The sequence below is a fragment of the Burkholderia sp. SRS-W-2-2016 genome (genome assembly GCF_001931485.1).
Lineage (GTDB): Bacteria > Pseudomonadota > Gammaproteobacteria > Burkholderiales > Burkholderiaceae > Paraburkholderia.
Window position 1 is genome coordinate 73,112 of the sequence record NZ_MSDV01000020.1, and the last position, 13,067, is coordinate 86,178.

Genomic DNA, 13,067 nt, shown 5'->3' on the forward strand with positions numbered 1-13,067 from the left:
TCCCGAACGGCAACCGGGGGGACATCATGGATCGACGCGGTTTCATGCTGACCAGTGTGTCGCTGGCGATCGCGGCGGGCGGCGCGTGGCCGTGGTTTGCGTCGGCCGCCGGCGGTGCGTCCACCGCGCGTGCGTTGGCGCTCGTCGATTCGACGCTCGCGGCCGGCGATCTGCTCGCGTGTTACGCGCGGCAGTTCAGCTTGCCGGTGTTCGAAACCGGCGACGACATCGGCGCGCTGTGGTTCACAAAACTCGCACCGCTGCTCGCCGCTGCAAGCGTCATTACCACCGCGTCCGCGGCACCGGCCGCGCGCCCCGCGGCTTCGCTAATCGGCATCACGCGCGCGTCCGATCACTTCGTGCTGAGCCATCTCGCGCTGTGCAGCGGACGCTTCACCGAGCACAGCCATCAGCGCCACGCGATGTCGGGCGGCCGGGTCGAATACGTGGCGTTCGCATTGACGCCGCGCGAAAGCATCGTCCCGCAGCCCGCCAGCCGCTAGAACTTGTACGCACTGTTCTTCGGATCGAACGTCGCGTCATCGAAACTCTTCGGCGTGATGCTCTCGAACACGATCCGCTCGAACAGCTTGCCGTCGTTGTCGTAGGACTCGACGCTGCGAAAGTACGGATGCCGCAGATCGAGCCCCAGCGTTTCCTTCTTCGCATAGAACTCCGGCTGGCCGGTCGGCGTCTCGAACGTGAACGCGACCACCCGCACGTCGTCGATGGTCTTCACTTCGATCTGCACCGAACGCGGCAAGCCGGTCTTCGCGTACTTTTTGCCTTCGGCCAGGTACTGCGCGGCGATGTACTCGGTGCCGAGATCGCGCACCGCGTGATTGGACTGCGAACGCGCGAGCGCGCCGTCCAGCGAGGTCCAGAGAGGCATCACGTTCATGATGCCGCCCAGGTGGCCGTACATTTTGTCGCTGCGCTTCGATTCGTCGTAGATGATTTCCTGGCCCGCGTGCGCGCCGTCGGGCAACCACTTCGCATAGATCCGCAGCGGCTCGCGCGTGACCCGCACCAGCATGTGATCGGGCTTGTCGGGCCATTGGCCGCGAATGCGCTCGGAGCGCGACATCGTGAACTCGTACGACGGATAACCGTTCGGTCCCGCCTGGATATAGCGCGGCAACGTCAGCGGATCGAGCGACTGGAACAGCGCGACCAGTTGCTGGTCGTCGAGCTTTTCGAGCGCGCCGCTCTGCTGCGCGGCGCGCAGCCATTTGACCTGCTGATCGAGCGTCAGCTTGCCGACCTGCGCGGGCGGGGTGGCCGGCGCCTTGACCGCGCTCGCGGTATCGAGCGGCGGCGGGCGGTCGTCGTTCTGCGCGAACGCCGCCGGCATCGCGACGAGCGAGACAAGTGCGGCGCCGGCGAGCAGCGCGCCGCGCAACCGGCGTTTGCAGCCGGCCACGCCGCTGAAAGCGCCACGCCGCGTCGACCCCTCAACGAGCGCGGCGGCGCGCGGCGAGTCGCGGTCGGCGTGCGTAGGCGAGAGCGGGCGATGCGGGCGGACGTCCAGGCGGTGCTTCATGCGTTCCTCCAGAAAGTGGCGCGGGCGAGCGCGACCCGGCGCGAACGCGCGAAGCGCCGTCACGCGGGCCGCGATGACATAACGTCAGGCACGCAAGCCTTATTCCAGTCAGTTCGCTTTCTGTTTCGCGAGTTCCTCGTCGCGCAGCGCGCGGCGCAGGATTTTGCCGACATTGGTTTGCGGCAGCTCGTCGCGGAACTCGACCAGCTTCGGCACCTTGTAGCCGGTCAGATTCTTGCGGCAGTGCGCGATCACCTGCTCGGCGGTCAGCGTCGGCGAGCGCCGCACGATGAACACCTTCACGCGTTCGCCCTGGGCCGGATCGGGCACGCCGATCGCCGCGACTTCGCGCACGTCCGGATGCGCGGCAATCACGTCCTCGATTTCGTTCGGATACACGTTAAAGCCCGACACGAGGATCATGTCCTTCTTGCGGTCGATCAGCCGGATAAAGCCGCGCGAATCCATTACGCCGATATCGCCGGTCGCGAGCCAGCCCGATTCGTCGATCACCTTCGCGGTTTCGTCGGGGCGATTCCAGTAGCCCTTCATCACCTGCGGACCTTTCACGCACAGCTCGCCCGCCTCGCCGATATTGGCCCAGCTGCCGTCGTCCTTTCTGAAGCGCACCTGGGTCGACGGCGCGGGCAGCCCGATCGAGCCTTCGAAGTCGCGCAGCTTGCTCAGATCGACCGGATTCATCGACACGATCGGCGAACACTCGGTGAGCCCGTAGCCTTCGACGATCGGTTTGCCGGTCACCGCCTTGAAGCGATCGGCGACCGCTTTCTGGGTCGCCATCCCGCCGGCCATCGCGAGCTTCAGATCGGAGAAGTCGCGCTTGCAGAACTCCTCGTTGTCGAGAAACGCGTTGTACAGCGTATTCACCGCGGTCATGCCGGTGAATTTCTCGTGGCGGATGATCATCATCACGCGCTTCATGTCGCGCGGATTGGCGATCAGGATGTTGCGCCCGCCGAGCCCCATGAAGATCAGCGCGTTCACGGTCAGCGAGTAGATGTGATAAAGCGGCAGCGGCGTGAGCACCGTTTCGACCTCGCCCGACAATTGCCCGGCGGCCCACGCCTTCGCCTGCAGCAGATTCGCGATGATGTTGCGATGCGTGAGCATCGCGCCTTTCGCGACCCCGGTGGTGCCGCCGGTGTATTGCAGGAACGCGATGTCGTCGTGGCTGACCGGCACCGGCGAGAGCGTGCGCGCGTAGCCGATGGACAGCGCGTCGAGCAGCGGCACCGCCTGCGGCAGCTGATAGGCGGGCACCATCTTCTTCACATGACGCATCACGAAATTGAGCAGGCGTCCTTTCGGATTGAGGCCATTGGCGAGCAGATCGCCGAGCCCGGTGACGATCACGTCGCGCACCTGGGTGCCGGGCAGCGCGTCCTCGACGGTCTTCGCGAAGTTCTCGAACACGACGATCGTGCGCGCGCCGCTGTCCTTGAGCTGATGCGCGAGCTCGCGCACCGTGTAGAGCGGATTGACGTTGACGACCACCGCGCCCGCCTTCAGCGCGCCGAACAGCGCGACCGGGTACTGGAACGTGTTCGGCAGCATGATCGCGACGCGCTCGCCCGGCTGCACGCCGATGCTTTGCAGATACGCGGCGAACGCGTTCGCCTTGCGGCCCAGCTCGCCATAGGTCAGGTCCGCGCCGACGCTCACATACGCGACGCGCTCGCGGAACTGCACGGTGCATTCGTCGAAGAACTGGCCGATCGATTCGTACTGCGTGACGTCGATCTCGCGCGGCACGTCGTCGGGGTACGACGCGTACCAGATGCCGTCGGTGTTCGGCGCGGCCCCGGCGGCGGCCGGGAGCGGGGCTTGGGTGGGCTGGGTCATCGGTCGTCTCCTGAAGCCGTGGTTGCCTTTGTTGGTATCCCGGTGGGTCGCGTGGCGCGCTAGCGTTCCAGAATCGCGACCACCCCCTGGCCGCCCGCCGCGCAGATCGAAATCAGACCGCGCGCGCCGCCGGCCGGTTTATCGAGCTGCGCGAGCAGTTTCGCGAGGCCCGCGACGATCCGCGCGCCGGTCGCCGCGAACGGATGGCCGGTCGCGAGCGAGCTGCCGTTCACGTTCAGCTTCGCGCGATCGATCGCGCCGAGCGCGCCCGCAAGGCCGAGTTGCGTACGGCAATATTCGTCATCCTGCCACGCCGCGAGCGTGCATAACACCTGCGCCGCGAAAGCCTCATGAATTTCGTAGAAGTCGAACTCCTGCAGCGTGAGCCCCGCGCGCGCGAGCATTCGCGGGACCGCGTGGACCGGCGCCATCAGCAGGCCTTCCTGCTTGTCGAAGAAGTCGACCGCGGCGGTTTCCGACCAGCTCAGATACGCGAGCACCGGCAGGCCGCGCTCGGCCGCCCACGCTTCGCTCGCGAGCAGCACCGCCGATGCGCCGTCGGTCAGCGGCGTCGAATTGCCGGCGGTCAGCGTGCCGGCGTCGCGGTCGAACACCGGCTTCAGGCCCGCGAGTTTTTCGAGCGTCAGGTCGGCGCGCAGGTTGTTGTCGCGCGCGAGGCCCTTGTACGGCGTCATCAGATCGTTGACGAAGCCGCGCGCGTACGCGTCGGCGAGCTTGCGGTGGCTGTCGTACGCGAGCACGTCCTGGGCTTCGCGCGAGATGTTCCAGCGCTTGGCCATCAGCTCGCAATGCTCGCCCATCGACAGGCCGGTGCGCGGCTCGCCGTTCCTCGGCAGCAGCGGCTTGAAGAACATCCCGGGGCGCAGCTTGCTGAGCGCGCCGAGCCGCTGGCCGGCGCTTTTGCCGCGATTCGCTTCGAGCAGGATCTTGCGCATCCGCTCGTTGACGCCGATCGGCGCATCGGAGGTGGTATCGACGCCGCCCGCGATGCCCGCTTCGATCTGGCCGAGCGCGATCTTGTTGGCGACGAGGATGGTCGCTTCGAGGCCGGTGCCGCAGGCCTGCTGCACGTCGTACGCGGGGGTTTCCTTCGCCAGCGTGGTGGACAGCACCGACTCGCGCGTCAGGTTGAAGTCGCGCGAGTGCTTGATCACCGCGCCCGCCGCGACTTCACCGAGGCGCACGCCGTGCAGGTCGTAGCGGTCGATCAGGCCTTGCAGCGTGAAGGTCAGCATGTCCTGATTCGACGCGCTCGCGTACGCGGTATTCGAGCGGGCAAACGGGATCCGGTTGCCCCCGACGATGGCGACGCGGCGCACGGCGGGTTGCGGGTGGGGCATGTGGCGGCTCCTTTGGGGCGGTCCAGGTTATCGGGTCGTGCTTAATGCTTTGCTGCGCGCGTGAGAGCAGCGGCGATGGCGGCGGCGATGGCGGCCGGGATCGCGGCCGTCACTGCAAACGCCACTGCATGCGCCCGCGCAGATGCGGCTTTTCTCCGTTGATATCGCGCACTTCGAAATCCCGCTCGATCAGCGACGGCGCCGCGCTCCACAGCGACACCTCGCCGGGCAGCAGCATCGGCAGCTTGAATTCGGCGCTCAGCGTCGCTTCGGCGAGCGGCTTCGGCGGCTGCAGCGAAGAAGCCGCGCGCGCCAGCGTCCACATCCCGTGCGCGATCGCGCGCGGAAAGCCGAACGCTTTCGCCGACAGCGCGCTCATGTGGATCGGGTTGTAGTCGCCCGATACGCTCGCGTAGTCGCGGCCCAGTTGCGGCGCGAGCTGCCAGCGCGCGAGCCGTTGCAGCGCTTCGGGGCCGGGCTCGAGCGCGGCGAGCGGATGGCCGAGCGCCGGCACCGCGCGCTTCAGATAAACGCTGTCGCCGTCCCACACCGCCTCGCCGCGCCGGTAGATGCGGGTATGCACGACGAACGCCTGGCCCTTGTCGTGGCGCAGCAGCGCGCCGAATTCGACCTCGATGCGCAGTCGCTCCTTGTACGCGAGCGGCCGGCGCAGCCGCACGTGATTGGCCAGATGCACGAGCCCGAGCGCCGACCACGGAAAGGCCGGATCGGTCAGCATCAAGAGATGCAGCGGAAACGCCAGCAGATGCGGGTAGGTGAGCGGCACGCCGTGCTCCGGGATAAAGCCGCACACGCGCGCATATCGCCAGATCGGGCCGGGGTCGAGCGCGACCGCCGGGCGCACCAGCCGCAGCGCCGGCAACGCGCTCTCGCGGCCGCGCTTGACGACGCCCGATAGCGCCCGCGCATACAGTTTGGCCGGCGCCGGCAGCGTCTCGACGACGATGGTCTTCGGCCGCGCGCCGCTGCCGCCCGGCGGTGGCGCGCCATCGCGGCCGCCGAACGGATCACCCGCTTCGCCCATGCTCATGTTCTCCCGTTCAGGCGCCGCTCATGCGCCGGGGTTGTGCGTCGATTACGCGCCGCTCATGCGCCAGTTATGCGCCAGTTATGCGCCGCTCATGCGCCAAGCAGGCTTTGACCGCAGACCCGCACGACCTGGCCGGTCACGCCCGCGCTGCCCGGCTGCGCGAGCCACGCGATGGTCTGCGCGACGTCGACCGGCTGGCCGCCCTGGCTCATCGAATTCATTCGCCGGCCGGCTTCGCGGATCGCCAGTGGAATCTTCGCGGTCATCTGCGTTTCGATGAAGCCCGGCGCGACCGCGTTGATCGTGATCCCGCGCGCGCGCAGCCGCGGCGCCATGCTCTGCACGCGGCCGATCACGCCGGCCTTCGACGTCGCGTAATTGGTCTGGCCGGGATTGCCGGCGATCCCGCTGATCGACGACACCGCGACGATGCGCCCGCCGTCGCGCAGAATCCCGCCGGCGAGCAGCGCGTCGTCGAGGCGTTCCTGCGCGCCGAGGTTGATGTCGAGCACGCTTTGCCACGCGGCTTCGGTCATCTTCGCGATGGTTTTGTCCTTCGTGATGCCGGCGTTGTGCACGACGATGTCGACGCCGAGTTCGTCGAGCGCGGCGGCGATCTGCGCGGGCGCTTCGGGCGCGGCGATGTCGAATGTGAGTGCGGTGCCGTGCAGCTGGCGGATCGTCGCGTCGAGCGCGTCGCGCGCGCTGGGGATGTCGAGACCAATGACGTGCGCGCCGTCGGCCGCGAGCACCTCGGCGATCGCCGCGCCGATCCCGCGCGCGGCGCCGGTCACGAGCGCGCGCCGGCCGGCGAGCGGCTGGCGCCAGTCGAACGGGGCGGGGGCTGCTGTTGCGGTTGTCGCGCCAGCCTCGATCCGCACCACCTGACCCGACACATAAGCCGAGCGCGGCGACAGGAAAAAGCGCAGCGTCGCGTCGAGGCCGTTCTCGGCGCCGTCGGCGACGTACACCAGATTCGCGGTGCTGCCGCGCCGCGCTTCCTTGCCGAGCGAGCGCACGAGCCCTTCGAGCGCGCGCTGCGCGGTCCATTGGCGCGGGTTCGCGCAGGCTTCGGGCGGGCGGCCGAGCACGACGATCCGCGCGCATTTGCCGAGCGAGCGCAGCGTGTCGTGAAAGAAGCGGTAGAGCGGTTCGAGCTGGCTGCTGTCCTCGATCCCGCTCGCGTCGAACAGCAACGCGGCGAGCGTGCCGGAAGAGCCCGCTTCGGCCGGCTCGAAGCGGCCGGTCATCAAACCGTGGCGGGTGGCGAGCGGCACCCAGCCCGGGGCGCTGTCGTGCGCGACGCTGGTCATCCCGACGCTCGCGACCAGCTTCGCGAGCGCGTCGAACAATTGCGGCTCGCGACCCGCGCCGATCGCGATCAGGCCGTCGAACTCGGGCCGGTCCGCGCGGTAGCGGCGCAGCACCTCGGGCTTGGGCAGCCCGAGCGAGCGGGCCAGCCGCGCGCCGAACGGCGAGTTGACGAACTTCAGGTAGGAGTCGTTCATGTTGTTGTTGCTCCGCTGGACACGCCGGCGCGGGGGCGGTTGAAAGGGCCTTTGAGAGAGCTTTGAAAAAGCCTTTGAAAAGGCCCTCGCAAGCCACGCTTAACCGCGCCGGACGTGTGTCAGTGTGCCTTGAGTTGCGCGCCTCCGGTGGTCTTTACCGTGCTGCGCCGCGGGTTTTTTATCTTGCGGGCGCAGCGTCAGGCCGCCAGCTCCAGCGACTTCTCCAGCGCGTCCCGGCGTTTTTGCAGGCTCGCGAGCATGTCGAAGTCGGCCGGGAAATCGTCGACCTTCACGACCTCGGCGCCGAAGCGCGCGTAGTCGTCGAGCACGCGCCGCTCGTCCGCGTCGAGCAGACCTTGGCTTTGCGCGTGCTCGGTCCACGCGGCCAGTTGCGGCAGGCTTTGCGGCATCGGTTCGAGCAGCCCCTGTTTGACCGCGTCGCGCAGCTTCTGGTCGATCTGCGTGAAGCGCGGTTGCAGCGCGAACACCAGCTCGCCGTAGCCGAGCGCATCGACGTCCGGATGCGGCACGTACGAGTCGGACACCAGCCGCTCGCGCGCGGCGCCCGGCGTTTGCATCAGTTCGGCGATCTCGCCGCCGAGCCGGTCCGACGGCTCGCGATGCGGCAGCCCGAACGGGAACGCGAGCACCCGCACCAGCGTCGCGGCGAGCCGGTTCGGATAGTTCGCGAGCACGCCGTCGAGCGCGTGCTGCGCCTTGTACAGCGAGTCTTCGACGCCCCAGCGCACGAGCGCAAGGTCGGCCTGCTGGCGGCCTTCGTCTTCGAAACGCTTGAGCGTCGCCGAGATCAGATAGAGCTGCGAGAGCACGTCCCCGAGGCGCCCGGAGATGCGCTCGCGACGCTTCAGATCGCCGCCGAGCACGAACATCGACACGTCGGCGAGCAGCGCGAACACGGTCGCAAGCCGGGTGGCCGCGCGGTAGTACGGATGCAGCGGCGCATGCGCGCGGCGCGGCTTCGGAATCAGCGCGCCGCCGCCGAACCCATAGACGACGCTGCGCACCACGTTCGACAGCGTAAAGCTCAGATGTCCGAAGAATGCGGCGTCGAACTCGCGCAGCGCCTTCGCGCGATCCGGCTCCCGGGTCGCGCTCATTTCCTTCAGCACGTACGGATGACAGCGGATCGCGCCCTGGCCGAAGATGATCAGGCAGCGCGTCAGAATATTCGCGCCTTCGACGGTGATCGCGATCGGCACCTGCTGATACGCGCGCGCCAGAAAATTCGACGGCCCCATGCAGATGCCCTTGCCGGCGGCGACGTCCATCCCGTCGTTGATCACGCTGCGGGCGCGCTCGGTGATGTGGTATTTGGCGATCGCCGAAATCACCGACGGCTTTTCGCCGAGGTCGACCGCATGCGCGGACAGCCGGCGCGCGGCGTCCATCACGTACAGGTTGCCGCCCATCCGGCCGAGCGCTTCCTGCACGCCCTCGAACTTGCCGACGGCGGTGCGGAACTGCCGCCGGATCGCCGCGTACGCGCCGGTGCCGCGCACCGCGATCTTCGCCATCCCGACATTCGACGACGGCAGCGAAATCGCCCGGCCCGCGGCCAGACATTCCATCAGCATGCGCCAGCCGTTACCGACCTGGTCGCGCCCGCCGATCACCCAGTCGAGCGGAATGAACACGTCCTTGCCCGAGTTCGGGCCGTTCTGGAACACCGCGTTCAGCGGCCAGTGCCGGCGGCCGATGTTCACGCCCGGGTGGTCGGTCGGAATCAGCGCGCAGGTGATGCCGGGTTCGTCGTTCGCGCCGAGCAGATGGTCGGGATCGAGCGCGCGGAACGCGAGGCCGAGCACGGTCGCGATCGGCCCGAGCGTGATGTAGCGCTTGTCCCACGTGACCCGGAAACCGAGCGTTTCGCGGCCGTCATGAATCCCCTTGCAGACGATGCCGACATCCGGAATCGCGGCCGCGTCGGAGCCCGCGTACGGGCTCGTCAGTGCGAAGCAGGGGATGTCCTCGCCGCGCGCGAGCCGCGGCAGATAGTGGTTTTTCTGCGCTTCGGTGCCGTAGTGCATCAGCAGTTCGGCGGGCCCGAGCGAGTTCGGCACCATCACCGACACCGCCGCGGCCGAGCAGCGCGTCGCGAGCTTCATGATGACCTGCGAATGCGCGTACGCGGAGAACTGTTTGCCGCCGTACTGCTTCGGAATGATCATGCCGAGAAAGCCGCGCTCCTTGACGAAGTGCCACGTTTGCGGCGACAGGTCCTGCCAGACCATCGTGGTTTCCCAGTCGTTCGCGAGGTCGCACAGCTGCTCGCATTCGACGTCGAGAAACGATTGTTCTTCGGCGGTCAGCGTGGCGGGGCCGTAGCCGAGCAGCGTGTCCCAATGCGGGCGGCCCGAGAACAGTTGCGCGTCCCACCAGACGGTGCCGGCTTCGATCGCGTCGCGCTCGGTCGGCGACATCTGCGGCAGGATCTTGCGGAACAGCTCGAATACGGGTTGGGTCAGCCACGCGCGGCGCAGCGGCTTGAGCGTCAGCACCAGCGCGGGGAGCACGAACACGAGCGCGAGCACGGTGGTGAGCACGGGACCCGCCGCGCCGCTCAGGTGCGCGGCCGCGACCCACACGATCAGCGCGGCGAGCCACCAGGCGGCGCGGGCCTGGACGTAGACGAGGGCGAGCGCGGCGACGACGAGCGCGAGCATGAACCACGGCATGACGTTTCCTCCTGTTTCGATACGGCGTGCGAACGCATCCGCGACAGCATGGACGGCTCGCGTTCTGTCGATCTGTTTATCGGTGGTGTTGCAATTGCCGCGCCATCCGCGCGGCGGGGTGTTGCGTGGTGCGGGTGGGGTTATCCGGCGGGCCCGTGCTGACTGCGTTGAGCGCTTGATGCGGGTGTGATCGGTTCGGCGCGCGCACGCCGTTCGGCTGTGCAACGTCGGCGTCGTGGCAGGGTAGGCAGCGGGTCAGCGGGTTTCATCAGCGACAGGCCGTTGTGCTGGTGGTGGGCGGACGGCTCCGGCGGGAGCCGTCCATCACGATGCGTGCGCGAGCAGGCCGTCACACGGTGCCGTGCAACGCGTGCTGGAACGCCAGTGGCGCTGCTTCGATAGCGCCGCCGCGCGTGCCGTCGCCGGCCGCGTCACCGCCGATCGAGCGGGACGCTTGCGTGGTCTCGTTCGAGGCGGCCTGCGAGAGCGTCGTGCCATTGGCGCCGTCGTGCCGCTCCGGCTGCGCTTGCGCCTGCTGCGCTTGCGCCTGCGTGCCTTGCTGCGCGCAGGCCGCCGCGCCGTCCAGACCGTCCGCGTTGCCGTCGGCCGCATCGCCCAGCACCGCGGCGAACGTGGCCAGTTGCGAGCTGTCCGGCAGCGGCGCCTTCAGCGCGGCGACCATCAGCGACGCGAGCCGCGCGATCAGCTGCAGATCGTCCATCGACTTGCCTTGCGAGAACTCGGACAGCAGGCTGTCGGTATCGGTGCCGGCCAGCACGCCGGACAGCGCGCCGATCGCGAAGTGCAGCCGCCAGCCGAGTTCCTCGCGCGGCAGATGCGGCAGCGCGCGCTGGAACGCATCGAAGAAACGCACCGCGACCGACTCGTAATGCGCGTTCAGAAAGTCGCGGATGAACGACGACGGATCGGTGTATGCGCGCCCGAGCAGACGCAAAAACGCCTTGCCGCCGACGCGCGGATCGCGCGACAGGCGCAGCGCCGGAATGAACATCGCGCCGAGCACGTGCTCGCAGGTCAGGCGCTCGCCGAGCAGCGCGTCGAAGCGGTCGAGCAGCTTCAGGCGCTCCTGGTTGAGCCGGTCCAGGCGCCGCGACAGCATCGAGTGAATCAGCGATTCCTTGCTGCCGAAGTGATAGTTGACCGCCGCCAGATTCACTTCGGCACGCGAAGTAATCTGCCGCAGCGACATGGCTTCATAACCGCAATCGATGAACAGCGTCTCGGCCGCGTCGAGAATGCGGGACTTGGTATCGCCGGCGTGCCGGCCTGTTGTGCGAACTGCCATATTGCGTCTCCCAGTTGCCGGACTTGCCGGCTCGCAAACAAGCGATTCAAATTCGTATTTGAAACAACCGTTTTTTTAGGATAAGGAAAGTGGATAGGGGCGATCAAGGGTCCGTCTCGACTAACTCCTCTAGAAGACCTGACGAGGGTCGACTTTTCCCGGCTGCGCGGTTCGTCGATTCCGCGCGGAAAATAAAAAAGGCCGTTCCGAACGAATCGGAACGGCCTCGTATGGCTGGCAATCTGGTTTGGCCGCGCATCCCTCGCGGTTCGACCCGCGGGTTGCGCATAGGTGACGCGCTGTGGCGTCGTGGCGGTTCGAACCGCCTTGGCGGCTATTGTGCCCTGGAACGCGCCGGCACAATAGCCGTTTAGTTCGAACGCTTTAAGCTCGGTGATGTGAGGCTGGCGGGGGCTTCATCCGCGGCCTTCGCACGCCAACCTCATGCGTCACCTTATGCGTTCACCTCATGCGCTCACCTCATGCGTGTCCGCCCGCCGTCTGCGCGCTCAACTCGCGCGCCGACTGCGTCATATCGATGCCGCGCCGCTCGCGGCTGAACGGAATCAGCGCGCAGATCACGATCGCGACGATGCCGATCACGACCGCCATCACCAGCGCATAGTTGTTGCCGTGCATTTCGGCGATCTTCGATTGCAGCGGCCCGTTGACCGACGCGATCAGATTGCCGAGCTGATACACGAGACCGGGGAAGGTCGCGCGGATTTCGTCGGGCGAGATTTCGTTCAGGTGCACCGGGATCACGCCCCACGCGCCTTGCACCGAGATCTGCATCAGGAACGCGCCGAGCGCGAGCAGCACCGGCGTGCTCGAGAACGCCCACAGCGGCAGCACCGGCAGCGCGATCAGCGCGGAGATGAAGATCGCGCGTTTGCGGCCGATCTTCTCCGACGCCCAGCCGAAGAACAGCCCGCCGCAGATCGCGCCGAGGTTCAGCGTGATCGTGATCCACGACACCGTGTGCGCGTCGAACTGATGCTGTACGCGCAGGAAGGTCGGATACAGATCCTGCGAGCCGTGCGAGAAGAAGTTGAACGCGGTCATCAGGATGATCGCGTAGATCGACAGACCGAGATTCTGCTTGAGCGTCGCGACGAGACCCGGACGGGCGCGTTTTTCGAGCGTCTTGAACGCGGGCGATTCCGGCACGTGCGCGCGGATATACAGCACCAGCAGCGCCGGCAGCACGCCGACGAAGAACATCCCGCGCCAGCCGATGTATTGATAGAACACGCCGAACACGATCGATGCGAGCAGATAGCCGCTCGGATAGCCGGCCTGCAACAGCCCGGAGACGATGCCGCGCGATTTCGGCGGCACGGTTTCCATTGTCAGCGCGCCGCCGACGCCCCATTCGCCGCCCATCGCGATACCGAACAGCGCGCGCAGGATCAGCAGCGTCATCAGGTTCGGCGACAGACCGGACAGCAATTCGAGCAGCGAGAAACACGCGATATTGACCATCAGCGTCGGACGGCGGCCGTATTTGTCGGCGAGCCAGCCGAAAATCAGCGCGCCGAGCGGACGCATCATTAACGTCAGCATGATCGCGACCGCGACCGACGGAATATCGGTATTGAATTCCTGGGCGATATCTTTCAGCACGAATACCATCAGAAAGAAATCGAATGCGTCGAGCGTCCAGCCGAGATACGCGGCGATCGTGACGTTTCTTTGTTCCCGAGTCCAGCTCATTGATTGTTCTCCTGTGTCTCCAT

At 67.1% G+C, this 13,067-nt stretch carries 9 protein-coding genes; 1 reads left to right on the forward strand and 8 read right to left on the reverse strand.

What is annotated here, in order from left to right; translation table 11 throughout:
* Positions 1-26 precede the first annotated feature (26 nt).
* On the forward strand, positions 27-503 hold the full coding sequence (locus BTH42_RS08900; RefSeq protein ID WP_075298021.1) for a hypothetical protein: 477 nt from the start codon (positions 27-29) through the stop codon (positions 501-503).
* Here BTH42_RS08900 and BTH42_RS08905 read toward each other — a convergent pair.
* From BTH42_RS08905 to BTH42_RS08940, 8 genes are all read right to left on the reverse strand, one after another.
* On the reverse strand, positions 500-1,543 hold the full coding sequence (locus BTH42_RS08905; RefSeq protein ID WP_083654712.1) for a DUF1571 domain-containing protein: 1,044 nt from the start codon (positions 1,541-1,543) through the stop codon (positions 500-502). The genes BTH42_RS08900 and BTH42_RS08905 overlap by 4 nt on opposite strands.
* A gap of 108 nt (positions 1,544-1,651) precedes the next feature.
* Positions 1,652-3,406, reverse strand: a complete 1,755-nt coding sequence (locus BTH42_RS08910) for an AMP-binding protein (protein WP_075298023.1) — start codon at positions 3,404-3,406, stop codon at positions 1,652-1,654.
* 59 nt (positions 3,407-3,465) lie between these two features.
* Positions 3,466-4,767, reverse strand: a complete 1,302-nt coding sequence (locus BTH42_RS08915; RefSeq protein WP_075298025.1) for an acetyl-CoA C-acetyltransferase — start codon at positions 4,765-4,767, stop codon at positions 3,466-3,468.
* Positions 4,768-4,876: 109 nt separating this feature from the next.
* Entirely contained in the window at positions 4,877-5,812 is a 936-nt protein-coding gene (locus BTH42_RS08920; RefSeq protein ID WP_083654708.1) for a MaoC/PaaZ C-terminal domain-containing protein, read from the reverse strand.
* Between the two features lie 95 nt (positions 5,813-5,907).
* Positions 5,908-7,326: a 3-oxoacyl-ACP reductase gene (locus BTH42_RS08925; protein WP_075298029.1), complete on the reverse strand. Its 1,419-nt coding sequence runs from the start codon at positions 7,324-7,326 to the stop codon at positions 5,908-5,910.
* Positions 7,327-7,523: 197 nt separating this feature from the next.
* Complete coding sequence (locus BTH42_RS08930; protein ID WP_075298031.1) at positions 7,524-10,022, reverse strand: acyl-CoA dehydrogenase; 2,499 nt, start codon at positions 10,020-10,022, stop codon at positions 7,524-7,526.
* Positions 10,023-10,371: 349 nt separating this feature from the next.
* Entirely contained in the window at positions 10,372-11,328 is a 957-nt protein-coding gene (locus BTH42_RS08935; protein ID WP_075298033.1) for a TetR/AcrR family transcriptional regulator, read from the reverse strand.
* A gap of 480 nt (positions 11,329-11,808) precedes the next feature.
* Entirely contained in the window at positions 11,809-13,044 is a 1,236-nt protein-coding gene (locus BTH42_RS08940) for an MFS transporter (protein ID WP_075298035.1), read from the reverse strand.
* Between the last annotated feature and the right edge of the window lie 23 nt (positions 13,045-13,067).

Bases quoted from the DNA above. Each gene is read 5' to 3' on its own strand.
- BTH42_RS08900 (WP_075298021.1), top strand. From the start codon at position 27: ATGGATCGACGCGGTTTCATGCTGACCAGTGTGTCGCTGGCGATCGCG.
- BTH42_RS08905 (WP_083654712.1), bottom strand. From the start codon at position 1,543: ATGAAGCACCGCCTGGACGTCCGCCCGCATCGCCCGCTCTCGCCTACG.
- BTH42_RS08910 (WP_075298023.1), bottom strand. From the start codon at position 3,406: ATGACCCAGCCCACCCAAGCCCCGCTCCCGGCCGCCGCCGGGGCCGCG.
- BTH42_RS08915 (WP_075298025.1), bottom strand. From the start codon at position 4,767: ATGCCCCACCCGCAACCCGCCGTGCGCCGCGTCGCCATCGTCGGGGGC.
- BTH42_RS08920 (WP_083654708.1), bottom strand. From the start codon at position 5,812: ATGGGCGAAGCGGGTGATCCGTTCGGCGGCCGCGATGGCGCGCCACCG.
- BTH42_RS08925 (WP_075298029.1), bottom strand. From the start codon at position 7,326: ATGAACGACTCCTACCTGAAGTTCGTCAACTCGCCGTTCGGCGCGCGG.
- BTH42_RS08930 (WP_075298031.1), bottom strand. From the start codon at position 10,022: ATGCCGTGGTTCATGCTCGCGCTCGTCGTCGCCGCGCTCGCCCTCGTC.
- BTH42_RS08935 (WP_075298033.1), bottom strand. From the start codon at position 11,328: ATGGCAGTTCGCACAACAGGCCGGCACGCCGGCGATACCAAGTCCCGC.
- BTH42_RS08940 (WP_075298035.1), bottom strand. From the start codon at position 13,044: ATGAGCTGGACTCGGGAACAAAGAAACGTCACGATCGCCGCGTATCTC.